Genomic DNA, 24,005 nt, shown 5'->3' on the forward strand with positions numbered 1-24,005 from the left:
ACGGTATCGTAGAATGCGGTGAGGTACGAACCGCCTTTCGACCAGGCTCAGGACAGGCCCTTCGACTGAGCTCAGGACAGGCATCAATCGCGAACGATGCGGTTTCAATCGCAAACGGTTGCTTTAATCGCAACCCTTCCTTCGTCACCGCATCCTACGAGCTAGCCGCTCCAGGCGGAGCCTGGAAACCGGCCCGCAACACCAAACAGGGGTGTGCCCCAACGGACCCTGCGTGAGTTCGGCAAGACCATCAAGCTTGATGGTGGTTCACGAACCATGATGCACGATGCGAATCAGCGCGACGTTATCCGCCCGGTTCAGAATGACCGACGACTAATGCATCGGACTCGAAGTCCAAGTACTGAAATCCTCCATCCGACGAGAACATTTCATGGAACGGCGTACCCATCCACAAAGCACTTTGTTCGTCCTCTTTGGCGCGGCCGGCGATCTGTCCTGGCGGTTGATCGTTCCGGCGTTGTACCGGCTTTATATCGACAAGCACCTGCCGGATCGCTTCCACCTGATCGGCGTTGACCGGATGCCGCTCGGGCCCGAGGAACTGGCCCGCCATTACGCCGAAAAGCTGGCCGAATCCGGCGAGGACATTGAAAAAGACGAACGCTGGGCCGGGTTTTGTCGAAGCTTGGGCTACATCAGCGGCGACCTCAAGGACCCGGCGGTGTACCGGCAGCTGCGCACGCTGATGCAGGCACGCGAACAGGAGTGGAAGGAGCCTTGCCAGCAGGTCTATTACATGGCAACGCCGCCGTTTCTGTTCGCCGACATTGCCTGCAACCTGGGACGGGCACAATTGCACAAGGACCGGGAGCGGGCGCGCATCGTGGTGGAGAAGCCTTTGGGACGGGACCTGGCTTCCTATCAGGCGATCAATCGGGCGTTGACCGGGTACTTTCACGAGAACCAGATCTACCGCATCGATCATTTCCTGGGCAAGGAAACGGTGCAGAACATTCTTGCTCTGCGTTTCGCCAATCCCATCTTCGAGCCGATCTGGGACCGGCGTTACGTGGATCACGTGGCGATCACCGTGGCAGAGACTCTAGGAGTGGAGCACCGCGGCAGCTACTACGACCACGCGGGAGCCTTGCGGGACATGGTGCAGAATCATCTCATGCAGCTGCTCTGTCTGGTGGCCATGGAACCACCGGCGGTGTACGACGCCGACGATATCCGCAACCGCAAGATGGACGTGATGCACGCTCTCCGCCCCATTCCACCTGAGCAGGTCGCGCAGCGCGCGGTGCGGGGGCAGTATGGCGCGGGCTGGATCAAGGGCTGCCGGGTGCCCGCCTATCGGGAAGAGCCGGGCGTCGCCCCGGATTCCGACACCGAGACCTATGCCGCCCTCAAGCTCCACGTGGACAATTGGCGCTGGCAGGACGTACCGTTTTATCTCCGCACCGGCAAGCGCATGGCGGCGGATGTCTCGGAGATTTCCATCCGTTTCAGGCCGGTTCCGCACCGTGCCTTCCCGACCTCCGGCAGCGAGGACGCCCACCCGGTCGCCTTGGTGCTGCGCATCCAGCCCGAGGAAGCCATCGTCCTGCACTTCTTCGTCAAGGAGCCGGGGTCCCGCGCGCATCTCAGGCGGGTGCGGATGGATTTCAATTATCTGGACGCCTTCAAGGTCGCAACGCCTACCGCCTACGAGACCCTGTTGCGGGATGTCATGGCAGGAGACGCGAGCTTGTTCATGCGGGCCGACCAGGTGGAAGCCTCCTGGCGCTTGCTGATGCCGGTGTTGGACACCTGGAGCGACACCAAGCCGACCGATTTTCCCAACTATGCCGCCGGCTCCGGAGGTCCGGAGTCCGCCAACATTCTCACCGCCGTCGACGGACACAGCTGGCTGACGGCGTTTTTACCCGGCGGAGTCTGAGAGGGAAAACCTCGCCATCGGAACCGGGAAGGTTCTCCTATCAAGAGGAAATGTCGGATTCCGTTGCGTTGCGGTGGGCTGTGTGCAGGACTGCCGGATTGCCTAATTCCATTTATCGAACAACCAGACGATATCTAATGGTCGACCCGGAGAAGCCTGTCCTGAGCTACGTCGAAGGAGCGAAGCCCGTTCCCGGCGCACGGGCTTTTTATGAGCACCGGACCGCAGGAAAGCCGATTGGCACGCCGTATGAAACGCTGCCCCTTATCCCGGCCTATATGTGCTCTTTTTCGAGCGTACATCAGCGGTGAAAACGTTCTAAAAAGCTCCGCGTTCCGGCTCCACACGGGCCGTCTCCACGCGCTACCGGCTGTTCGCCGTGTCCTTTCGCTTTAGCGTACTGCGCAATCTGAGTTTTGAAACATCCCCAACCGGTTTGGATAGCGGAATTTACTGTAGTTCGGTGTGTGTTTCCCTGAATGTATGGACGACGAGTTCCACATCGCCGTGGAGCCAGCGTTCTTGGACTACGCCTTTTTGATGGCGCTCGATCATCGACCAGAGTTGCCGGATGATGGCCTGTGGACTGTTCCGTACAGTCTGTTCGGCCATGGGTCGCTGCTGGTGATAGAGCTTCGGGTTACCTTGCTCGAGTAAAGACTCCAAGTTCTCAACGTTAGGTGCTATCAGCCCCACTGCGAAGGGCAGCGCTTGTGCGATCAAGAGTCCCGCAGGATCGAGATCAACCAATGCCAGCACCGGCCGCTTCCAGGCGCGGAGACATTCGTTTACTGCCTGGCCGCTACTGTGACGTGGATCGCCTCGGTAGAGTACCAAGGCATGCGTGTACTGTTCTTCCAACGCCCATCGCATCTGGTCCAACCGGTCGAAGCATTCGAAATTTTCGATTACCACGATTGTTTCATGTTCGAGGCTTTCCACCGACTCGACCGCCAGATTCAGATGGCTGCGGCTTGGAAGGTCGAGGACCTTTCCGTTGAGACATAGCGGCTGGCCCGGCAACGCTTTCACCGCCAGCCGATGGGCCGATACCGCCCGTCCGGCCCATTTTTCATTGCGGGTGCTTTCCAGCGCTTCGGACCGCGTGGCGCTTTTGAGCTTCTCGACTGAGCCGCTCTTCAAGTCCAGCCCGGCAATCTGTTTGACCAAACTGATCAGTTCGGCCTTGTCCCGTTCGGAGACCCGGATTTTGTTGCCGAGAGTGACACCGATGTTGTACTCGTCGTGGAGATGTTGCCAACCTTCATTCAGCGGAAATTGCGTCCGATCCGAATGGACGGCACGTTCAATCAGGCAGACCAGTCGTTTATCCACGAGACGACCCTCGATAGACGATGTGGATGTCCTTGACACGAAGATTGCCGGTAAAGCCGTCGGCGCGGGCGTGCTGGACGAACTCGAAATCGAAACCCTGCTTCAGTCCCTTGCGTCGAAGGCTCTCGCTGAGGACGCAGCTCAACCAGATGGGCGGGTCGATCGCGATGTCAGAATGATAACGATAGGCTAGGGCAGACACGGCTTGCCCCGGCGTCTTACGCGCCTGCTCGAACATTTGTCGGATACGCTGGCGATACAGCGGAGATTCTACCCGGCGGGCCGGAGGCCTGGCGAGGCTTACCCGGTTAAGGCCACGTTCCGCTCTTTTGGCCAGCAAAGCCTCGCTTTCGATTTTGATCTTTTGCGCGATGGCGATGAGTTCCGTCTCCAGGCTCCGGTTCAGCGGGTCTGGATGAGCCTGCAGCTTGATCCCTGAAATGCGATTCCAGTGGTCGGGGACCTGTTCTCGTTCGCACCAGTCCTGCGGGCTGTAATCGGGATTCTGCCTGAGGAAAAACGCCAAGCCCCTAACCAGGCGAGCCCGCGCCTCGATCTGACGCAGTTGGAACAGGAAAGTCTTGAGGGTGTCGAGGATGTCCTGCAGACGTTGGCGATGACACGGCAAAGTGCGGATGAGATGACGATCGATCAGCCCTTGGATGCTTTCGTGCGGCTCGGCTAGATCCATCAGGTGCGCCGGCTGTAACAGACTGATTGCGCTGACCAGCTTTTCCAGGCGGGCGATGTAAAAGGCATTTTGCCGTTTTTTTTCCGACAAGGCGCGAACATTGGCGAAGCGGCTGTTCACCAGCATCAGCAGGTAAGTGGTGTTTTCGTCGAGGGTATCCGCGAGATCAAACACAAGGCGCTCGATTTCGCCGAGAAAACGGTCGCTGTCCTCGATACGATCCTCGGCATGAGCGTCCTGGTAAAGTCCGATTTGCTGTTCCAGTAAATCGACCCAGCTGCCCAGGTCGGTATCCAGCCGTCGCATGCGGTCGCTGCTGAGTGCGCCATCGATGAACTGGCTGAGCCGTGTCGACAGGCGATACCCGTCCTGGCCGCGATAGGATAGGATCTTGAGCTGCTTCAGCTGGTTTAGTGCCCGTTGGTTGTCCCCGCAGCTTTGCACGCTGCCGTTGAAATAGGCTTCGGCGATCAGATCGCCATGTTGGGCCATGGCCTGTAACAACCGGTGCAGCGATGTCTTATCTCCGCTCAAAATAGATCATCCTGCTGGGTGTCGTCTTCTTTCTGCTCGAGAGGCAGTGCCTCGTTCTCTTGAATGAATTGGAGCGCCTGGTAGAAATAGTCCAGCTTGCCGGTCACCTGATATACCAGCGTGTCGCGGCTTGCCAGGTGCAGATAGCCCCAGTGACAGAGGGTCTTGAGCAGTTTTTCCAGGCGTCCCTTGGTGGAATCATCGGTGCTGAGAAAATCCCTGAAGCGGGCGAAACCTTGTAAGCGATCGGCCAAGGCCTGGTTGTTTTCGATGATTTTTAAAAGACTCGAAAAGGAGAGGGTATCCCCGGGATTCAGCGCGGCATCCTGTTGTTGGCATTGCATCATCATGTCCAACCATTCCACTACGGGATGAAGCTCCGTTCGAAAGGTCTGGAAGAGCTTGCGAATCTCCGAACGCGCTTCATCGTCGATTTGACGGTAGGCAGCATAGTACGCAAGTTGGTTCCCGGTGCTGGCCAGGGCATAGCCCAGCCGATCGAGAAAAGCCTCCACCTCGCGGCGATGCTCGGGATTTTTTAGATACCGAAAACACTCGTCGGCTGAGACTTCGCAGATGAATTCGCCCTGCAATAAGCGTTTGACGGTATCTTCAAACATTGAGGGTAAACGCCTCGGCCGTGTTTTCCGGTAGGGGCATGTCGTCTTCGTCGACGACCATCTCCACCAGCTCCCGATAGCCGTAGATCTCGTAGCGGTTCTTGAAAGACTTGAGAACTTCCGGATCGGGATCGGGAAAAGCGGACAGCAGGGTGATGTTGTTGCTATTGAGGATTTCCAGCAGCCGCTCGATATTCATCTGGTGTAGGTCTTTCAACTCGTCCATGGGCCAGATGATGGTCACGGGCTGGTCTTTCCGGATCATGTTGATCAGAGCCACGAAGAACACGCAAAGGATGAGATAGGAGAGGCCGTGACTGGAAATCTGCCGCAGTTCCTCTTCGTGCGTGGCGCGCTTGACCTTGCCGTTCTCAGTTACGGCAATTTCCAAGGTGAGCAGATTGACCAGACGGGTTTCCACCCGTCCCTCACGCCCACTCAATTGGCTCGCCACCTGTTGGACGGCGTCGGCAAATGCCTGGGTCGGCAACAGCAAGTCCTCGGCGCGCTGCCAACTGTCATAATGTTCGGTGAACGCCTTGATGTGCTGCCAATACCCGAGTTGTTCGACCTGCGACAAGAGACGCGCCTGGATCGCCTCGATTTTTTCGAAGCCGATGTTGCGATCGATGCTGGCAGTCAAGCGGCGGGACAGGGCGTCGATGCCACGGTCGAAACGACACAACGCCTGATGGTAATTGCGCACCGCGCTGCCGAAGGTGTTGGCCTCCATGACCAGCACGCGGCGGAATTCATCCGCGTGATGGTCAAACCAATTCCGAAGGTACGGGAGCCAAGCCCGCTCCGAGGCATCCAAACCGAGCTCCTGGACCACGGTTTCCGCGTAGCTGGCCGGGCGCGTACCGGGAAACTGATTCAGAGCGCGTCTGATGTGCGTGACGGAATGGCTGATGCGTTCGGCCAGCGTTCGCTCCCGCTTCAAGAGTTCGTGCTTGCGCTTTTGCAGGAACGATACGGAATGAGACGCGTCCAGAACTACGCTGCCTTCCGGCAGTCGGGGAAAACGCTCCAACTCGCTCAGCATGTCCGACAAAAGCCGCTGCTGGCCTTCGATCTGTTTTAACGCACTGTTTAGCTCGGCGATGCGGGCCTTGAATTCCTGCTGCGCGACTTGGAACTGCTCCAGAGCCTTTTGATAGCGTCTATCTTGTTCGTGGCGTATGAGGTTGAGTTTACGGATTTCGTCCCGCAACGTTTCGTGCCGGGGCCATTCATGCTGACGCCAGCGCTGGTATTTCTCCACTTGTTCGGCGGCTTGTTCCGCTTGTTCTAGCTGTGTGGCAAGCTGGCGGATCTTCTTCTCGAGATCGTTTAAGGTGGCTGTGTCCACCCCGCCTTTCGCGAGGCTTACTATCCGCTGACGCTCAAGCTCCTCGAGTTTTTTGGCGTGTTTATCGGCCATGACGTCCAATTCTTTTTTCAGGACCGTTTCTTGCGCGGCCAGGTCTTGATCGAGGACAGTCAAATTGTAGGATAAGGCCTCTTTCAAGTCTTTGATTTGATTGGCCAATTCCTTACGGCTTTGTTGGATTCGGGTTTCGTTGTCCAAGATCGCCTGATTAATAGTGTCCAACTGTGCCTGTAGAGCTTTCTGCCGTTCAGTCTTGCTGACACGAATTTGGGCTTCTAGCGAGGAGAGTTCGTTGGCCAGGCGTTCGATCGCCGTTTTGGCCTGACTAAAGGACAGTTCCGCCGCGCGGTGCTCCTTGGCGAGGACTTGGCCTGTCTTGCGGTGAGACTCCACGGCGGTATCCAGTGTCTGGGCTTCCATGTCTAGACGATCCAGCTCGCGTTGGCAGTTCGCGATCGCTTCGCGTAAGGCAGATTCGCTCGCAGCCCGATCAGCTTCGAGCACGTCCAGTCCTAGGCTTATGCCGTAGAAGCTCTCCGAATTTGGAGCCAAAGCCGGCGAAAGATCATCCCGCAGCAGCAATTCGGGTTTGATCACCTTGGCGATATGGTTCGTCCACGTCGGATGGTGTTCCCGAAGAAAACCCAGCAGTGTGTGGGCGTCGGCCTCCAGTTCACAGTGGAGGCGCATGGTTTCATCCTGGATCTGCCGGCGCCGCTCACTCAGTTGGCGGCGATTTCGATCGAGCTGTTCGGCGTTGGCGCGGTGGGCCGCTAACTTCTCTTCCATCGCGCGCTGCTGCTCGCGACTCTGTTCCAGCTCCGCACGTCCTAGTTCAAGCGCTTCCCGCTTGGACTCGAGGGCCAACAGCAAGTCGGGATCAGCCTGAACGTCACGAACCTGGCTGGCAAATTGGCCCTTCTCTTCGCGCAGCCTCAATTGCAACTCATTCAGCTCGGCTTCCTTCGAAACTGCCGTTTGTCTCAGGGCAGCTTCCTTGGCGTGATATTCCTCCCGTAGCCGGTTCTTTTCGCGTTCCGCCTGGAGTGCCAGCTCTTTTAGGTGTTCTTTCCGCGCGTGCCGCCGTTGTAGAAACTCCTTTTCTTGTTCGGCTTTGAGGCTTCTAAATTCAGCATCGATATCCTGGACCTTTTCCAGCAGCCGTCTGTGGTGTTCGCGTGCCTGTTCAAGCGCGTTCCGTATCTGTGCCCGCGCTGCGTGCAGACGTTGTTTGAGCTCGATATCTTCCTTTTCCCAGCTGATTTTTTCCTGCTCAAGCTGGTGCAGGCTTCGCTCGTTAACTTTAAGCTGTGCCTGGGTTTCCGCCTGCTCCTGTTTGAGTGTCAGCTCCTGAGTCTCCCATGCTGTCTTCGCTTGGTCTCGCGAGTGCTCCAGTTGTTCCAGTTCTTGCTTTTTACGCTGATGCTCTTCCTCGAAGCGGCTGGCCAAACGGCGCATGCGCGCCGCGAGCTCGGCGAGTTCCTGGCGTACCGTGTTCGCCTCTTGCTCAGAGGCTTCCAAGGCGATCATGGTCTCACGTTGGGTCTCCATGTGCTGAAAAGCCCGATATTCACGGCACCACACTTCCAGCGTATCGGTCTTGATGTCCAGCGCGATCGTTTCACGCTCTTCTTCGATACAGCTCACGAGCATTTCCCGCAGGTCGCGGAAATCGGTGGCGCGCATGAACATGCCGGTGACGATTTTCTCGACGTGTTGGAGCCGCCGACCGCTGGCGTATTCGCAAAAGCTAAAGCGGGCAATCAACTGGCGTAGCTCCGACCCCTTGGTATGGGGCAGATTTTGAATGACAGTGCGATAGTCGTTGCGGGAGGTTAGTTGGGGGCTGCAATAGACGCCCTTTTTACCGAGATGACGAGCGAGATCACGACAGGAAATCGGCATGTCTCCACCCTCGCCGTCGGTGACGAGGAAATCGTCCAGTGTAAATGCCTTGTCGACGAAGCGGTAACACAGCCCACCCCCATTTGTGGCGGCATACATCACCGCTAGGCAGGTTTGCTTGGAACGGCGGTACTCGAAAATGAGGTAGGAGGACTCGTGCGGCAGGTAATGCTGAACGAAGCTTTCGTTTACCCGGCTTTTGGGTACCAAGCGGCTCGGGCTTTCCCCAAAAAACAGCGGGATCAACCGCAGTAGAGTGGTTTTACCAGCGCCGTTAACGCCATTGAGATTGGTCGGGCCATCCAGGCGCAATTCCTGTAAGGTACCCGGTTTGTATGAGTCGATGAGGATGAGGCGATTGATACGGAACACGGGGAACAATTCCGAAGTAGCGAATACTATGGATGGAGAGTAGGCAATAGCGTGCTGTCCGTGCGAAATGACTACGGATGACCCCGGTTGCGAAAAGCGTCCAGTTTCTACAAAGCTTAGCTGCAATAGTCGATTTTTTCGTCGTATCTTTTGCTGATGGCATACCCTCAGAATTTTTGCCAATTCAAGGATTCGGTTCTTGAAAAGATTTTCTATTCCGTTGCCCGCAAGCCTCGAAGTCGAGACTTCGGGGCAGGGTGCAAACGATCACTCAATCAGAACACCCAGATTTTTCGGGGACCGGTTCCACGTGCCTCAACTCCCGGTATGGAAGTCAGGAATTCACTCCGAGCGGCCTTGGTGTCATAACCGAGCTTGAGAAGTGCCTGGCCGACCTCGCTAGCCAGTTACCCTCCGCTCGGTTGCGGCGTGCACATCTCCCGAAGCTTCGCGAGAACTGAGGAAACCGAGAGTTTTGCGCTAGAGGAGATTTGCGGCGTTGGCGAAGAGCCGGTGGACTTCGGATCCGCGGTGGGCAGTGGACGCGGTGGGGGCTTCGCGATTGCGGGTAACAGGAGTGTGGTCAACCAGGTGCTTCGTGCTGTCGGGATCTCGCTGGCGGCGTAGGCGATGAAGACCGCGCATCCGCGTGATTGGGCGTACTCTGCGGCACTGATCAGTAGCTCGTCCCGGGAGACGACGATCACCCGCTCCCGTTCGTGAATATGCCGATCCAGATGAGCGCCCAGTTCCATTTGCGTTGCGGTGGGCTGTGTGTGCCGGGCTGCCGGATAGCCTAAAGAGCTTCTCATTCCGGCTTCACATAGGCCGTCCCCATGCGCTACCGGCTGCTCATCGTGTCCCTTCGCCGGGAGGCCGGCCGCGGTGTTTCGCGGGGCTTTTCGCCGCGGGGCGTGCTGGATCGCCGGGACCGTCGGCGGGAATGCGGGGAGGCGTTACGCTCGGATTGCGATCATAGGAACCGTCCGTCGCCTCGGCCCTTTCGGCAAGGTTTCGTGTCACCGCCTCCCCGTCGCGGAGGACGAGACTTTCGCCGCGGTGGGTTATCGTCAGCCCGGCCGTTCCGCGAAGCCGATAGGTGACGGACCCGTTCTCGATTTGGACCTCCAGCCGCTGGCCGCGGATCGCCAGCGCGAATCGCAATCGCGCGACGTAAGGGCGTGGATCGAACGACAGTCTCCCGCCCCGGTCGCGCATCCCAGCCAGCCCGTAGACCGCCGCCATCCAGCTTCCGCCGAGCGCGGCGATGTGGCACCCGTCCTTGACGTTCCCGCCGACATCCGCCAGGTCCATGAGCAGGGCGTACATCCAGTACTCCAGCGCGTGGGCCCGATAGCCCAGTTCCGCGGCCACGATGCTCTGAATGCAGGCCGACAGCGACGAGTCGCCGGTCGTCAGCGGATCGTAGTAGTCGAAGTCTCGCCGTTTCTGCTCCGTGGTGAAATCCTCGCCGAGCAGGAACAGGGCGAAAACGACGTCGGTCTGCTTGAGGACCTGATAGCGGTAGATGACCAGCGGGTGGTAGTGCAGCAGCAGCGGATAGTGGTCCGCCGGCGTTCCGGCGAAATCCCATACCTCGCGATTCAGGAAGCCGTCGTCCTGAGGATGGATGCCCAGTTCCTCGTCGAACGCGATGTACATGGCATCCGCCGCTCGCCGCCAGTCTTTGGGTTCCTCGGGCGAGAGGCCCGTCCGGTAGACGAGTTCGCTGTACGCCAGCGGATGCGCCGACCGCAGCATCTCGACCGAATCGGCCGCATACCGCAGGTTCTCCCGGGCCATCAGGTTGGTGTAGGTGTTGTTGTCGACGACGGTGGTGTACTCGTCCGGGCCGGTGACCGAGTTGATGCAAAACCGGTTTCCGCGCCGCTCCGAGAAGAACCCCAGATCGTACCAAAGCCGGGCCGTCTCAATCAGAATCTCGACCCCATAGCGGCGGAGAAAGTCCTCGTCCCCGGTCACCTCGACATACTTGCGGATGGCGTAGGCGACCGCCGCGTTGATGTGGTATTGGGCGGTCCCGGCGGCGTAGTAGGCCGATGCCTCCTGGCCGTTGATCGTCCGCCACGGGAACAGGGCACCTTTCTGGCTTACCTCCCGGGCCCGTTGCCGGGCGGCATCCAGCAAGCGGTAGCGGAATAGCAGCAGGTTTCGAGCCGCGCGCGGGTCGGTGTAGACCAGGAATGGGTTCATGTACATTTCCATGTCCCAGAAGTAATGGCCCTCATAGGCCTGTCCGGTCAGGCCTTTCGCCGGGACGCCGGCCCCGTCGGCCCGGGCGGTGGCCTGGAGCAACTGGAACAGGTCCCACCGCATGCATTGCTGCGCCCTCGAGTGCGCCCCGCTCACCTCGACGTCGGCCCGGTGCCAGAAGTCGTCCAGGTACTGCCGTTGATTCAGTAGCAATCGTTCGAATCCCTGGCGGAGAGCGCGGTCGAGCACGCGCCTGGTCCGGTCCAGTTGCTCGCCGACCGACACCGTCCGGGATGTGTGATAGGTCAAGAATTTGGTCAAACGGATCGGCTTACCCGGCGTGGCCTGGGCCGAAAAGACGACGCGGTTTGCCTCTTCGGATTTTTCCTGTTCGACCGAGCATTCACATTCCGTCTCCAGAATGTGGTCGAAGCCGCAAGCGAGCGTCATGCGGCTGCTGCGGGTCGTGAAGCTGAGCAGGAGCCGGTACTTGTCCGCTTGCCGTGCCTCGGGGATCAGCACGGACCGGTCGAGCCGGCGGGCGAGGCGGGGATCGTCTTCCCCGAGCATTCGGGGTTGCGGGTGCTGTACCAGTTCAGAGGAGAGGACGATCGGAGCCTGGGCATTGAGCACGGTCACCTCGTAGAAGATGGCTGCGAGGTGGCGTTCTGCAAACGAGACCAGCCGGCGCGACCGGACCAGGACCTGCTTGCCTGTCGGCGTTTCCCAGAGCACTTCGCGGTCCAAGGTCCCGGCCCTGAGGTCCAGCGCCCGTTCGTACCGGAGCACGGGCGCCCGGGCGAGGTCGAACAGCTCGTCGTCCACGTACAGCCGGATCACCTTCCCATCCGGCACGTTGATGATCGTCTGTCCGGTTGTGGCGAAGCCGTGCGCGCGCTCGCCGTAGGGGATCGGCCAAATCTCGTGGAACCCGTTTACGAAGGTCCCGTGCTCGTAGGCTGGCGTTCCCTCCTCGAAACCGCCGCGCATGCCGAAGTAGCCGTTGGCGGTGGCAAAGATGCTCTCCGTCTGGGACAGGAGCGCCGGGACGAATTCCCGCTCCACCATCCGCCAGTCCTCGACGGGATAGATGAACTCCGGCGGCAGTACGGGCTCGCGTCGGATCACTCTCCGTTCCCTTCGTGCCAGCCGCAGGCAGGCACGCCGGCCGGATGGCGGCTGACGGCGTGCTCGATGTGCTGGTTAGGCATGCGCCCCGACGACTTTGTTTCTGCGGGGTTCGGAAAATGAATCATCGGCAACTCCCGGGCAACCTCTCGCGTTTACCGCCGCAGGTCCCGAAGCATGCTCTCGTATGCATACGCAAGTGCTCCCAGCTGAGATGTCGGTCAAGCCCCGTGGTGCCACCGGATCGCCCCGCAAAGGCTTTGTCCTGGTTTCCATTCAATCGGCTACATGGCTGCGATCGTTCCAAAGACGGATGACCGGTTCGTCCCGACCATGGTGATAGCCGAGAATGCTCAACGCCGCCGTGCCCAGAAAGAAATACCGGCCTGCCGCAGGATCGAGCCCGAGCCAGCGGGCGGCGAGGACGCGGAGAAAATGCCCATGGGAAAAGAGCAGAACATCGCCGTCGACGGCGCGAAGGCGAGCGACGGCACGGTCCGCCCGCGCAGCCACGTCCGTGGCCGATTCGCCGCCGGGACACCCGTCTCGGAAAATCTCCCAAGCGGGCCGTTGTTCGCGAATCTCGACGATTGTCTTCCCTTCGTAGACGCCGTAATTCCATTCGACGAGATCGCCGTCCGCGCTCGCGACCGTGCCGAAGCCGGCCAGATCGCAGGTTCGCGAGGCCCGTTGCAGAGGACTGGTGAATACCTGGGCGAATAACAAGCCTTCGAGCTTTTCGCCCAGACGGCGAGCGTTACGCTCCCCCCTCGCGGTCAGCGGAAGATCGGTCGATCCGGTATGCCGGCCCGAAACGGACCAAGGCGTTTCACCGTGCCGAACGAGGTAAATCAGAGGAAAGTTCTGCATCCTATGGCTCCTTCCTCGAGGACGCTCCGTCTGCCTCAAGTTTGCCGTCCGATGGGCTCGGTCCACGTCCAGTCGCGGATCTCGGGCAGATCCTCGCCGTACCGGCGGATAAAGTTTTTTGATCGCCAAAGGCGTCGGAAGTTTTGCTGTTTGTCAGCCGCCATTGGCGCCTTCTTACGGACGAAGCATCGGTGCCAGAACGATGCCGATGAAATCCAGCAGAAAATGCAAAACGACGGGACCCACCAGGCTCCGGCGCCAAAGATAAATCATCCCGAAGATGAGACCCGCCGCTCCGACCGTGATCACTCCGGCCGATCCCTCGTACCCGTGGCCGAGGGAAAAAATGAATGCCGAGAGCGCCACGGCGCCTGCCGAGCTTGCGCCCAAGCCTTTAAAACGGAGGATCAGATATCCGCGAAAGATGGTCTCCTCCGCGATGGCCACCACTGCGACCAAAAGCGTCGCCAGCACGCTTTGCGGCAGACTTTCCGGCCTCAGGTACGTCGGCAGGGGCGTGGACGGCATCGAAAAGCCGGCCGCACGCAAGCTGTTCTCCAGCACGCCCATACCTACGAAAAAAGGTATGAACAGGGCCAGGCCGATTCCGACCTCGGTTCGTGCGTTGGTGAACGTCCAGCCGAGACGACAGGTCGGTTCTCCGTTTCGCCGGAGGAAGTACGCGATCAGGCCGACCAGGGCCAAATCCCGCAGCATGGTGGCCCAGGCCGTAACGGTAAACGTCAGGGCGCCTTGCCTCACCGCGAAGAAGGACAGCACCATGGACGGAACGATCAGCGATAGGAAAACGGAAACCTCGAAAAGCAAGGTCTTCTTGTCGACGGTTTCGATCCGGTGTTCTCGGTGTGCGCCGCTGTTGTCGTACGACTCGCCGTTCATCGCTCGGTTCTTCCCGTGATCGGCGGCGATTCGTCAGGCAGGCAACGGTCGGTTTGGATCATGCCCGGTCATTTCCGTGTCGGATATCCCATGGTTTGAACGATATATTCGTAAAGCGACTCGGCTTCTCGATCGGATATCTGCGCGGAAGGAAACGCCGGCATGGAGCCTGCGGAGCCGTCCGGCATTTTCGGATTGCGGATGAAGGCCACGAAGACATTGGGATCCACTAGCTGCGGAGAGCCTTTCAGGGGCAAATCGGGGTTGATGACGTTGCCGCCTTGAGGATGGCAACTGCTGCAATGGGCGGAAAATAACCGGGCGCCGGCTTTCAGCTCGTCGGGAAGAGACGGACCTTGGATGCCATAAACCAATTGGCCGCCGAAGTAGCCCAGGACGACGACCACCAGAAAACACAGGCCGTAGCTGGTCAAAACCGCCTTGGATTCGGCGCCCCTCCCGCGCCCGAGGAGCACCGCGCCAGCCAGTAGAACCAAAAGAACCGGAGCAAGAATCAGTTTTATCTTGATCGGAAACGGCATGGCTCCGGCGTAATAATGCTGCCAATCCATCACCCCGAACAGTACGGTCGGAAACAGCCATATAAAAGCGAGAACGATGCAATGATATGCGGTTTGCGCCAGTTTTGGCCGTTGGAACAGCAAAGCGATCCAGGCAAATATGAACGCACCCACCACCAGCCCGATCGGCATGTGGACCTCGGTCGGATGGATCGGGTGAGCGTAGCCCAGCCGGGCGAGAAACTCGTAAATGGAATCGAGCATGGAGTCCTGCGCTAGGCCAATCCCCGGTGAGCCCTCCGATTAGCTCGGTGCCTAACCGGCAAAGCGGTTCGGCACTTCGCCTTTGATCCTACAGGACTTACGCAGAAGCGCTTTCGGTTCTCTCTCCCTCAGGGAGAGGGTTAGGGGGATGAAATGAAGGAACTTCCTTTTCGATCCCCTCATCCCGACCTTCTCCCTGAGGGAGAAGGGGCGAAATGCGTAAGTCCTGATCCTATAATCACGCCCGTCGATACTCGCCTGGTATCACGGGCCACCGCCCGTGCCGGTACACGCCCGGCCCGGGCTCACGCGGCTTGTTGCCGCGACCGGACGCCGGCGGGTTCCGTTCAAGACTAGCCGGTCGCGCTTCCGCTTGAAATCCGTACCAAACCTGACAGGGAAGCATTCGGGTCAACGCGCCGTGCTTTCGGACTCATGCACGGTGATTTCTTCGGCACCCGTGTCGGCCAGGAGGTCCCGCGCCCACTCGAGTTCCTCGGCGCTGCCGTGGGCGATCAGGAGATACTTGCCTCCTTTGACGTGCCGTTCATAGCGAATGATGTGCTCGGTCGATACCCCAAAGCCCACCAGAGCGCCCAATAGCCCGCCGCCGGCAGCACCGACCAAGGCACCTTCGATGCTTGTGATCAAGGCCACTGTCAGCGGCCCGAGAATCAATATCGACCCGCCCCCGGGAACCCAGACCAGCAACGCTCCGACCAACACTCCGAACAAACCTCCGGTCCAGGCGCCGATGCCGGCGCCGTGCTTGGCCATATCCCCGATCGTCGCGATCCCGTGGACTTCCCGTTCGCTTTCGAGACTTCGCGCGACCATGGAGACTTGATTGATCGGAAAGCCTTCCTGATTCAGCTTTTGTATGGCTTCCTCGATCTTTGACATGCTGTCGTAGACACTCACGACGCTTCGACCGGGCGACATGACATTCCTCCTACAAAAAGACTGTCATTGATCTTGGTGACGACATCGGAAACTCGAGCGATTCCTTTTTAGACCGTAAATCGCCGTGCAAAGTCCGAGTCGGACAAATCTCAGGAATTGGAACGGCTGGAGAGCAATGCTCCAGCGGGAGCGGAGTCCGGCGCGGGCGATTTCGTTCGGGCCGTACAGTTGCCGCCTCTTCTCCGGTAAGACCGGCGCAAAGGTCGCCCCGAAGTTCCGCCGCCAGTTCTTCGGGGCTCATCCGATATACATCTTTGAGCGGAGACCTGAAAGTTCGGCTTCTTCGTTCAACCCGTTCGATCGGCGACGGACCGAGGTAACGCGTGGTCGAGGCCGGTGACGGTAGCGGCCATGAGCGCACGGATGGACGGGATATTGATCGCTTTCGGCAACACGTAGGTTCGGATGAACCTGTCGAACCACGACTCGGCGGAGGCGATCCGCGAGAGGATCTTCACCCTGCGCACCACACTCCGATCGACCGGGCGGCGGAGCCTGTCGTACTCCGGCAAACGGCCGTTTCTCACAAGTTCCGAAAATACCCAGGCGTCCTCCAGTCCGAGATTCATGCCTCGGGCGCCCAGCGGGGAGTGGACATGGGCCGCATCCCCCGCGAAGTAGACGGCACCCGCCGACAGCGTCGCATTGATCCGGTGGGAGATGCGAAAACTCGAGGTCCATACGGGCGGGCCCGTCTGTTCGGCTTGTACCAGCCGGGACAGAAGGTCCGAGCGGTTCCCCATGATCCGCCAGACCGGGTTATTCGCGCGACCCTTTTGAGCCTCGTCCACCACTCGGATCATGAACAAAAACGCACCTTCGTCGAGAAAGAAGACGTGAGCGTGATCGTCGGCAAGAGTCGTCCGTAGCGGGGCGTCGGCCAAATGCCATTCCTGCTTGAACGAAGAGCCCACGAAGTCGATTCCGAGTTGCTGCCGCGCGGTGCTGTGCGCGCCGTCCGCAGCCAGCAACCACGGACCTTTGGCGATCTCGCGGAGTCCGCCGCCCGCCTCGAGCACTACCTCGACCCCGTCGACCGCGTTCCGGCAAGCCACTATCCGCACTCCGCGCTCGACCATGCCTCCTGCCGCCTCCAAGGCTCGGGCCAGCAGCCGCTCCGTGGTCGCCTGCGAGAGGCCGAGCATGAAAGGGTATTTGGGATGGACGCCGGCGAACGATAGCGCCGCCGCGACTCGACCCGACCGGTGGAACTGGACGCCGCGGATCGGGGAACCCAGTTCCAACATCTGATCGGTCACGCCCGACGGTTGTAGAAGGGTCAAGGTGCGGGGATTGACGGCCAGAGCTCTCGATTGCCGAGCCGGTTCGTCGCGTATTTCGACCAGCCGCGTCGTACATCCCTGCCGGGCCAGGAACAATGCCGCTCCGAGTCCGACAGGGCCTGCGCCTGCGATTATGGGCCGATCCGTGCTGCTCATCGTTAAGCATACATGCCGGTGGGTTCGTCCGGGCGGCTGTTCCTACCGTGCAGTCGCCTCACTCCGTCGAATGATCGATTGACATATTTTTGGGTCGAGTGCTGTTCAAGACTCGCTCTTGATCGATTTCAATTGCTTCAGCTGTTCCGGCGTGAGCACCGCGTTAACCGCGTTTCGATCTTGCAATGCGGCATCGACGATTTGGTCGAAGACGGTCGAATGCTCCTTGGCGTCCTTGCGGATGGTGGATTCATCGGCCGCCGGGTTCAAAAATGATTTGTAGGCGGACTTCGTGCTATCCCGCAACTTTCCGAAAAGGTCGCGCAGTTTTTTTCTGTTCTCCATGTGTATTCGGAGGATTTTTCCCATCTGCTCGTCACTGAGTTTCAGCTTGTCGGCATGGCCGAGAACCATATCGGCATAGCCTTCGTGGCCCCGCCTGGCGCCGCCGTGCATGGGCCCGCACATCATTTCATCCCTGTCGCCCCTGGGTTCCATCATTTCTGATCGTGGACCCGGTTGGCCGCCGCTCTTTTCTTCGGCGGCATAAACCGCATTGCCGAGAGTCAAGCCCGCGACGATCAGAACTAAAGCAGAATTTACCGATTTCATGTCGCACCTCCTGGTCGGATGTCCTCTATCCGGTATTCGAGACGGCCGAGCCGAATCTATTTTCGGTTTCGGAATCAGATTAGTGAGCCATGCTTCCGCTGGAAATCCGTACAAGCCCCGATTGGGGAGTATTCGGCGAGTAAGCGTAACTCACTGATTGTTGGGTCGTATTCACGGGCAGATCCACGATTCAGGTGTCTTCTGCGGAATCGGTCGGATCATCCCGACCGGCATCCCGAAATTGATCCATCGGGGTTCAGAGGAACACCGCGACCTCGATGTCGCCCCGCTTGCGTACCACCTCGACCGCGACACTGCCAGTCCGGCGTTGCAACAGCAGGTCCACTTCGCCCTTGCCGAATCGCAGCCGATTGATCCGCAGCCAAGCCAGAAAATCGGGCAGCAGCGGGTGGTAGAAAGCCATTTGCGGTTTCTCGGCGGAGAACTGAATGCCTAAGCAGGCTTGTAGAAGCTGGAAAGCCGCGCCGCTGGCCCAAGCTTGCGGCGCGCACGCCACCGGATAGCGGGTCGGTCCCTGGTGGGGCCGGCGCGAAAAACCGCAGAACAGTTCGGGCAGACGATGAAGATCGAGGAAGTGGCCGGCGTCGAAGAAGCTGGCCAGCAGCTTCAAAGCTTGATCCTTGAATCCATAGCGAGCCATCCCCGAGGCGATGATGGCGTTATCGTGAGGCCAGACCGAGCCGTTGTGATAAGACATCGGATTGTAGCGGTTCTCCGTTTTCGCCACCGTGCGGATACCCCAACCGCTGAACGACGCTTCGGACATCAGGGTGTCGGCGACGCGAGCGGCGTATCTGGCTTCGGCGATGCCGGTGAACAAGGCATGGCCTGCGTTCGACACGCGCACCCGGCAGGGGCGCCTTTGTCCGTCCAGCGCCATGGCGAAAGTGCCGAGGTCATTCATCCAGAACGTCTCGTTGAAGTGCCGTTTCAGATCGTCAGCCTCGCGGCGCAATCGTCCGGCGTGCTCCCGTTGGCCCAGCATCTCGGCGAGTTCGGCCGCGAGGTGTTTGGCTTCGTAGACATAGCCCTGCACCTCGCATAGGGCGATGGGAGGCTGGGCGACGCTGCCGTCGGCATGGAAGACGGAATCGCCGGAGTCCTTCCAGCCTTGCTGAGTCAGTCCGTCGGCGCTTTTCTTGGCGTAATCGGTGAAGCCGTCGCCGTCGGTGTCGCCGTAGCGGTCGATCCAGGCCAGCGCCCGTTCGATGTTGGGCCAGATCGACTCGATGAAGGCGCGGTCGCCGGTACGCCGGTAAAAGTGGCCGGCCAGCATGATGAACAGCGGCGTGGAATCCACCGAGCCGTAATAGCGGGCGAAAGGCACTTCGCCCAGCACCGCCATTTCGCTGGAGCGCATTTCATGGACGATTTTGCCCGGTTCCTCGTCGGAATCCGGGTTTTCACGATTGGCCTGATGGGCGGCCAGAAAGGCGAGCACGCCCTTGGCGCGCGCGGGATTGACCCAAAGCGTTTGCAAGGCGGTAATAAGGCCGTCGCGGCCGAAGGGCGTGTTGTACCAGGGAATTCCGGCATAAGGGTAAGGGCCGTCTGGCGTCTCGGTGGTCAGCATTTCCAGATCGGAGGCGGAGCGGTTCAGCCAACCGTCGAATTCCGCGTTCGAGCTTTCGATCAGCGCGGTGCGCGCCCGCTTGACCGCGATACTGTGCCCGATGCCGGCCGTGGCGCCGTCGTAGCCGAGCACCGGCGGAGCCTCGCCGTCGAGGGTACAGGCGATGACCAGGCGTAGCGCGTGCGCCTGGCGTGGTTCCAGATGTAGCCGGGTGGTGCAACGGGAGGCGTCGAGTCGGTCCGGCTGCCATTCGAAACGGATATGCGTGTAGCGGGAACGGTCGTCGAGGCCGCGATAGCCCAGCCGTACGATGTTTTCTTTTACCTCGGTCGGCAAATAGTCGCCGCGCTTTTCGCGATGGGCGCCGCGTACCTCGAAGATATCCCTGTAATCTCCGTCGAAGAGCAATTCGAATAACAGGTCGATGGGTTGTTTGCCGTAATTGACCAAGCGGAGGTCTTCGTACAGAGCTTTTTTCCACAGCGCCGAGGAGCGCAGGAGATGCACGCTTCCCTTGGGAACGACCAGTTCGTCCCCGAGATAAATGTCAGGCGTGGTCAGGTCGACGATCAGGAGGCTATTGTCCTCCCTGGCGATGGAATTGAGCAGCATGGGCCGTCCGCCGTCGATACGCAGCTCCCATTGAGACAGAAAGCGGGTTCCGTTGTGATAGAACCCCTGTTCCTCGGTATCGCTCTGGCCAATGTCGCCGTGGCCGTCGAACACGCCGAAGGTGTCGCCGTGCTTGAGCGTGCGGATGACTTCCTGGGTCCGGGGCGTGGTTGCCGCGATGTACCACTGGTCGTCGCTTTGCTGAGTATCCGTCATCGTCGGTTGCTCCTTATCCGATTGCTCAATACCGGAAGGCTTGCCGCGATTCCCGCGATTGCTTTAGCGCTTCGGCAATTCGATGCCGGAGGCGTACAGCATATAGCCGATGGCGTTACGGACGTCCTGTTCACTCAATTCCGGATGTCCGCCTTTGGGCGGCATACCTTTGAAGCCGTTGACCGCATGGGCAACCAGGCTATCCACGCCTTGCTCCGCGCGTTTCAGCCAGGCGGCTTTGTCTCCCGTGCGCGGGGCGCCGCCGAGACCTTCGCCGTGGCAGGCGATGCAGACCGATGCATAGATGCGTTCGCCGGAAGCCGCATCGGGGGCGGCAGCGTCGGGCGTCGGTGGTCGATGCGCGGGCGAATACCCCGATTCGGACAGGGGATTCGGCACCTGGCCGACGGCTGGAGACTCCCATCCGGGTTCCGGCAATAAGCGGCCAAGAGCGATGTCCTCGAAGCGGGTTTGATAATCGGTCAGGGTCAAGCCGATCATCAGCAGCAGCCAGAAAAATCCGGTCGCGGCGGCGATCCTCGGCACCGGCGCGGCCGATCGCATATACATGAAGAAAGTGACGATGATGAACGCCTGGAGGGCCGCGACGGCGATCGTCAGGATCGGGTTGAAAATCCCCAAGTCGAGAAATGACGAAGCGATGTTCAGTCCCAGGAGGCCCAAGAGGAGCAGCCAGACCAGAAGGTGATTTCGGCGTGTCCTCTCATCCATGGCGGGCGGCCAGATACAGCAGCGGGAACACGAACACCCAGATCAAATCCACCAGATGCCAATAGAGCCCGGCGATGGTCACCTTGGCTTCGAGCCGCGGAGCTCCGCGGATCGCCAGCACCAGCATGATCAGAACCACCACGATGCCGATGAAAAGATGAACGGCGTGGAGCCCGGTCAGCGCGAAATAGAAGCTGAAGAACAGCCGTGCCTGCTCGGTATGGGGCTCCGGAAATTCGAAAGGCCGGGCGAATATGGGCGCAAGATGCGCGCCGAATTCCAGGGAATACTCGACGCCTTTGATGGCCAAAAAAACGGCGCCCAGAACCGCGGTTACCGCCAGCCAGCCGATCAGGGCCTTCCGGTTTCGCGGCAGAACCGCGTCGTCGGCCAAGGTCATGGTCAGGCTGCTGGTCAGCAGAATCGCGGTATTGATCCCGCCCAGCAGAAGATCGAGACGGCCACTGGCGGCTTCGAAAGCCTCCGGATAGGCCGCCCGATAGACGGTATAGGTCATGAAAACGCCGCCGAAAAAGAGGATTTCCGAAGCCAGGAAAATCCATATCCCCAGCGTGTCCGCCTCGTACTGCTGGCGCAGGCTGTCGAACTGCGGGGCGGGCTTTGCCTCAGCCTCGGGCGGCGTCGGAATCACGCTTCGGTAAGCCATAGGCGTAAGGCTCCTCGGTAACGATCGGCAGCCGGTCGAAATTGTGTTCCGGTGGCGGCGACGGGGTTTGCCATTCCAGACCCTTGGCTTCCCATGGATTGGAACCGGCGACGGGACCCCATCTCAGGGAGTACAGAAGGTAGACCAAGGGCAGCAGATAACCGATTGCCAAAACCGGCGCACCCGCCGACGAAAGCACGTTGAGCAGCTGGAATTCGTCCGGGTAGGTGTGATACCGGCGAGGCATTCCGAGATAACCCAGGACGAATTGCGGGAAAAAGGTGAGATTGAAGCCGACGAAGATGGTGATCGCGGCGACGCGCCCCCACACGTCGGGATACATCCGGCCGGTCATCTTCGGCCACCAGAAATGCAGTCCTCCGAAATAGGCCATCACCATGCCGCCTACCATGATGTAGTGAAAATGGGCGATGACGAAATAGGTGTCATGGACATGCACGTCCACCGCCGTGGCGGCCACGGTGATCCCGGTCAGCCCGCCGACGGTGAAAAGTCCGACGAACCCCATGGCGTACAGCATGGGCGTTTCGAACGAGACCGAGCCTTTGTACAGCGTCGCGGCCCAGTTGAACACCTTGATTCCCGAAGGCACGGCGACCATGAAGCTGAGCAGCGAAAAAATCACGCCCGCATAGACCGACTCGCCGGCCACGAACAAATGATGGCCCCACACCAGGAAGCCGATCAGCGCGATGGCGAGGAGCGCGAAGGCCATGCCGTCGTAGCCGAAGATGCGTTTTCGGGCGAAGCAGGTGATGATTTCGCTCACCACGCCCATGCCCGGCAGGATCATGATGTAGACTGCCGGGTGCGAATAGAACCAGAAGAGATGCTGGAACAGCACCGGATCGCCGCCGACTTTCGGATCGAAGATGCCGATGCCGAGGATCCGCTCCAGAGCGATCAGGAGCAGGGTGATGGCCAGGACCGGCGTCGCCAGGACCATGATGATGGCGGTGGCGTAGTTGGCCCAGACGAACAGGGGCAGGCGCGTCCAATGGAGTCCCGGCGCCCGCATCTTGTGTACGGTGACGATGAAATTGAGCCCGGTCAGGATGGACGAGAAACCGGTGACGATCACGCCGACCACGGCCAGCACCACCTGGCCGTTGGCGAACAGGCTGCTGTAAGGCGTGTAGAAGGTCCAGCCGGTATCCACGCCGCCCGCGACCGCCATGGCGAGGGTGAAGACTCCGCCGACGATGTACAAATACCAGCTCAGGAGATTCAGCCGCGGAAACGCCACATCCCGCGCCCCAATCATCAGCGGAATCAAGAAATTGCCGAGCGTCGCCGGAATCGACGGAACCAGGAAAAACCAGACCATCACGATGCCGTGGAGACTGAACAGCCGGTTGTAGGTTTCCGTTTCCACCACATCGGCTGCGGGCGTCGCGAGTTCCAGGCGGATCAGCGTCGCCGCCGCGCCGCCGAAGAAAAAGAAAGCCGTGATCGAGACCAGATAAAGCCAGGCGATACGCTTGTGGTCTATGGTCGTGAGCCAGGAAGCGATGCCGTAGTCGCGATTGAGGTAATTTTTGGGCGGGCTGACGGCGGCGGTGGTCATGGGCGTCCTTCCTCCCCGGAAAGGGATTTGATGTAGGCGATCAGCCGGGTCAAATCGGAATCGGTCACGCGCCCGGCGAAACTCGGCATGATCGGCTCGTAGCCGGCGACGACCTGTTTTTCCGACGTCAGGATCGAATTGCGGATATAGGTTTCGTCGGCGATCACGGTTTGACCGCCCTTCAGCGGCACCGGTTTCCCGAAGATGCCGGCCAGCGAGGGCGCCGCGACCCTGCTGCCGGCGCCGTGACAAACGATGCAGCCGAGGCTGGAAAACAGCTTTTCGCCCTGGACCGGCAATGATTCCGCACCGCCCCCGCCCGCCAGCCAGGTTTCGTACTCGGCCGGTTCCATCACGATGACCTGGCCGCGCATGCGGGAATGATCCAGACCGCAATATTCGGCACAGAACAGGTGATAGCGGCCGATCCGGCTGGGGGTGAACCAGACCGTCCGGTAGCGCCCCGGCACGAGATCCTGCTTGACCCGGAAGGCCGGCACGAAAAAGCTGTGGATGACGTCCTGGGTCGCCAGGACGACTTTCACGGGCACACCCAGGGGAACGTGGAGTTCGTTGATTTCGTGCCGTCCGTTCCGGTGCTGGAATTTCCACATCCATTGCTTGCCGATGGCGTGAATCTCCAAAGCATTGTTGAGGGGACTGGCCTCCTCGACGTAAAGGTGAGCGGCCCAGACGAAAATGGCGAGAAAGACCGCCAAAAGCCCGAGGCTCCAGACGATCTCGGTCTTGGTTTCCGGGACGTCGGTGGTGCGGTTCACGCGGGCGTTGCGCCGGTAGTAAACTGCGAAGCCGATGATGAGGCCGCTCAGGACCAGGACCATGAGCGCATCCAGCCCGGTCAGGGTAAAGAACAGCGTATCCACCCGTTCGGCCAGGGTGGACGCCGCCGGCAGCAGCGGGGTATCGGAAACGGCGTCCGCACCGGCCATGGC

The 24,005-nt window shown here is 59.9% G+C and carries 18 protein-coding genes; 1 reads left to right on the plus strand and 17 read right to left on the minus strand.

What is annotated here, in order from left to right; all coding sequences use genetic code 11:
* Window positions 1-391 precede the first annotated feature (391 nt).
* Window positions 392-1,903, plus strand: a complete 1,512-nt coding sequence (gene zwf, locus JOD69_RS17870; RefSeq protein WP_210024112.1) for a glucose-6-phosphate dehydrogenase — start codon at window positions 392-394, stop codon at window positions 1,901-1,903.
* A gap of 450 nt (window positions 1,904-2,353) precedes the next feature.
* Here the strand turns inward: zwf and JOD69_RS17875 are convergent, their stop codons facing one another.
* The 17 genes from JOD69_RS17875 to coxB form a co-directional block, all read right to left on the minus strand.
* A complete protein-coding gene (locus tag JOD69_RS17875) occupies window positions 2,354-3,238 on the minus strand; it encodes a hypothetical protein (protein ID WP_210024113.1) in 885 nt (294 codons plus the stop codon).
* Window positions 3,231-4,463, minus strand: a complete 1,233-nt coding sequence (locus JOD69_RS17880) for a hypothetical protein (protein ID WP_245245660.1) — start codon at window positions 4,461-4,463, stop codon at window positions 3,231-3,233. The genes JOD69_RS17875 and JOD69_RS17880 overlap by 8 nt, the downstream gene beginning before the upstream one ends.
* Window positions 4,460-5,083, minus strand: a complete 624-nt coding sequence (locus JOD69_RS17885) for a hypothetical protein (protein ID WP_210024114.1) — start codon at window positions 5,081-5,083, stop codon at window positions 4,460-4,462. Before JOD69_RS17885 ends, JOD69_RS17880 begins: the two co-directional genes overlap by 4 nt.
* Window positions 5,076-8,732, minus strand: a complete 3,657-nt coding sequence (locus JOD69_RS17890) for an ATP-binding protein (protein WP_210024115.1) — start codon at window positions 8,730-8,732, stop codon at window positions 5,076-5,078. The genes JOD69_RS17885 and JOD69_RS17890 overlap by 8 nt, the downstream gene beginning before the upstream one ends.
* A 407-nt stretch (window positions 8,733-9,139) precedes the next feature.
* A complete protein-coding gene (locus JOD69_RS17895) occupies window positions 9,140-9,544 on the minus strand; it encodes a hypothetical protein (RefSeq protein ID WP_210024116.1) in 405 nt (134 codons plus the stop codon).
* A 40-nt stretch (window positions 9,545-9,584) separates the two neighbouring features.
* The gene (locus JOD69_RS17900; protein ID WP_210024117.1) at window positions 9,585-12,074 is read right to left on the minus strand and encodes a glycoside hydrolase family 65 protein; all 2,490 of its coding nucleotides are present in this window, start codon (window positions 12,072-12,074) and stop codon (window positions 9,585-9,587) included.
* A 276-nt stretch (window positions 12,075-12,350) separates the two neighbouring features.
* On the minus strand, window positions 12,351-12,944 hold the full coding sequence (locus JOD69_RS17905) for a histidine phosphatase family protein (RefSeq protein ID WP_210024118.1): 594 nt from the start codon (window positions 12,942-12,944) through the stop codon (window positions 12,351-12,353).
* 174 nt (window positions 12,945-13,118) lie between these two features.
* A complete protein-coding gene (locus JOD69_RS17910) occupies window positions 13,119-13,844 on the minus strand; it encodes a type II CAAX endopeptidase family protein (RefSeq protein ID WP_210024119.1) in 726 nt (241 codons plus the stop codon).
* 68 nt (window positions 13,845-13,912) lie between these two features.
* Window positions 13,913-14,629, minus strand: coding sequence for a DUF2231 domain-containing protein (locus JOD69_RS17915; RefSeq protein ID WP_210024120.1), 717 nt, complete (start codon window positions 14,627-14,629; stop codon window positions 13,913-13,915).
* Window positions 14,630-15,040: 411 nt separating this feature from the next.
* A complete protein-coding gene (locus JOD69_RS17920) occupies window positions 15,041-15,571 on the minus strand; it encodes a general stress protein (RefSeq protein WP_210024121.1) in 531 nt (176 codons plus the stop codon).
* 308 nt (window positions 15,572-15,879) lie between these two features.
* Window positions 15,880-17,031, minus strand: coding sequence for an FAD-dependent monooxygenase (locus JOD69_RS17925; RefSeq protein ID WP_210024122.1), 1,152 nt, complete (start codon window positions 17,029-17,031; stop codon window positions 15,880-15,882).
* 105 nt (window positions 17,032-17,136) lie between these two features.
* Window positions 17,137-17,643 (minus strand): Spy/CpxP family protein refolding chaperone, encoded by a 507-nt coding sequence (locus tag JOD69_RS17930; protein WP_156881363.1) that lies wholly within the window; start codon window positions 17,641-17,643, stop codon window positions 17,137-17,139.
* Between the two features lie 256 nt (window positions 17,644-17,899).
* Window positions 17,900-20,065, minus strand: coding sequence for an amylo-alpha-1,6-glucosidase (locus JOD69_RS17935; protein WP_210024123.1), 2,166 nt, complete (start codon window positions 20,063-20,065; stop codon window positions 17,900-17,902).
* A gap of 63 nt (window positions 20,066-20,128) precedes the next feature.
* The gene (locus JOD69_RS17940; RefSeq protein ID WP_156881365.1) at window positions 20,129-20,797 is read right to left on the minus strand and encodes a c-type cytochrome; all 669 of its coding nucleotides are present in this window, start codon (window positions 20,795-20,797) and stop codon (window positions 20,129-20,131) included.
* Window positions 20,790-21,464, minus strand: coding sequence for a cytochrome c oxidase subunit 3 family protein (locus JOD69_RS17945; RefSeq protein ID WP_210024124.1), 675 nt, complete (start codon window positions 21,462-21,464; stop codon window positions 20,790-20,792). The genes JOD69_RS17940 and JOD69_RS17945 overlap by 8 nt, the downstream gene beginning before the upstream one ends.
* Window positions 21,424-23,052, minus strand: coding sequence for a cytochrome c oxidase subunit I (ctaD, locus tag JOD69_RS17950; RefSeq protein ID WP_156881367.1), 1,629 nt, complete (start codon window positions 23,050-23,052; stop codon window positions 21,424-21,426). Before ctaD ends, JOD69_RS17945 begins: the two co-directional genes overlap by 41 nt.
* Window positions 23,049-24,002 carry a cytochrome c oxidase subunit II gene (gene coxB, locus JOD69_RS17955; protein WP_156881368.1) on the minus strand — a complete coding sequence of 318 codons (954 nt, stop codon included), beginning with the start codon at window positions 24,000-24,002 and terminating at the stop codon, window positions 23,049-23,051. The genes ctaD and coxB overlap by 4 nt, the downstream gene beginning before the upstream one ends.
* Between the last annotated feature and the right edge of the window lie 3 nt (window positions 24,003-24,005).

Origin of the sequence: Methylocaldum sp. RMAD-M, from assembly GCF_017832375.1 — a bacterium.
In the GTDB taxonomy this organism is placed as follows: domain Bacteria; phylum Pseudomonadota; class Gammaproteobacteria; order Methylococcales; family Methylococcaceae; genus Methylocaldum.

Excerpts from the sequence above, each read along its gene's own strand:
- zwf (WP_210024112.1), top strand. The coding sequence starts at position 392 with ATGGAACGGCGTACCCATCCACAAAGCACTTTGTTCGTCCTCTTTGGC.
- JOD69_RS17885 (WP_210024114.1), bottom strand. The coding sequence starts at position 5,083 with ATGTTTGAAGATACCGTCAAACGCTTATTGCAGGGCGAATTCATCTGC.
- JOD69_RS17895 (WP_210024116.1), bottom strand. The coding sequence starts at position 9,544 with ATGAGAAGCTCTTTAGGCTATCCGGCAGCCCGGCACACACAGCCCACC.
- JOD69_RS17905 (WP_210024118.1), bottom strand. The coding sequence starts at position 12,944 with ATGCAGAACTTTCCTCTGATTTACCTCGTTCGGCACGGTGAAACGCCT.
- JOD69_RS17910 (WP_210024119.1), bottom strand. The coding sequence starts at position 13,844 with ATGAACGGCGAGTCGTACGACAACAGCGGCGCACACCGAGAACACCGG.
- JOD69_RS17915 (WP_210024120.1), bottom strand. The coding sequence starts at position 14,629 with ATGCTCGATTCCATTTACGAGTTTCTCGCCCGGCTGGGCTACGCTCAC.
- JOD69_RS17920 (WP_210024121.1), bottom strand. The coding sequence starts at position 15,571 with ATGTCGCCCGGTCGAAGCGTCGTGAGTGTCTACGACAGCATGTCAAAG.
- JOD69_RS17925 (WP_210024122.1), bottom strand. The coding sequence starts at position 17,031 with ATGAGCAGCACGGATCGGCCCATAATCGCAGGCGCAGGCCCTGTCGGA.
- JOD69_RS17930 (WP_156881363.1), bottom strand. The coding sequence starts at position 17,643 with ATGAAATCGGTAAATTCTGCTTTAGTTCTGATCGTCGCGGGCTTGACT.
- JOD69_RS17935 (WP_210024123.1), bottom strand. The coding sequence starts at position 20,065 with ATGACGGATACTCAGCAAAGCGACGACCAGTGGTACATCGCGGCAACC.
- JOD69_RS17940 (WP_156881365.1), bottom strand. The coding sequence starts at position 20,797 with ATGGATGAGAGGACACGCCGAAATCACCTTCTGGTCTGGCTGCTCCTC.
- JOD69_RS17945 (WP_210024124.1), bottom strand. The coding sequence starts at position 21,464 with ATGGCTTACCGAAGCGTGATTCCGACGCCGCCCGAGGCTGAGGCAAAG.
- ctaD (WP_156881367.1), bottom strand. The coding sequence starts at position 23,052 with ATGACCACCGCCGCCGTCAGCCCGCCCAAAAATTACCTCAATCGCGAC.
- coxB (WP_156881368.1), bottom strand. The coding sequence starts at position 24,002 with ATGGCCGGTGCGGACGCCGTTTCCGATACCCCGCTGCTGCCGGCGGCG.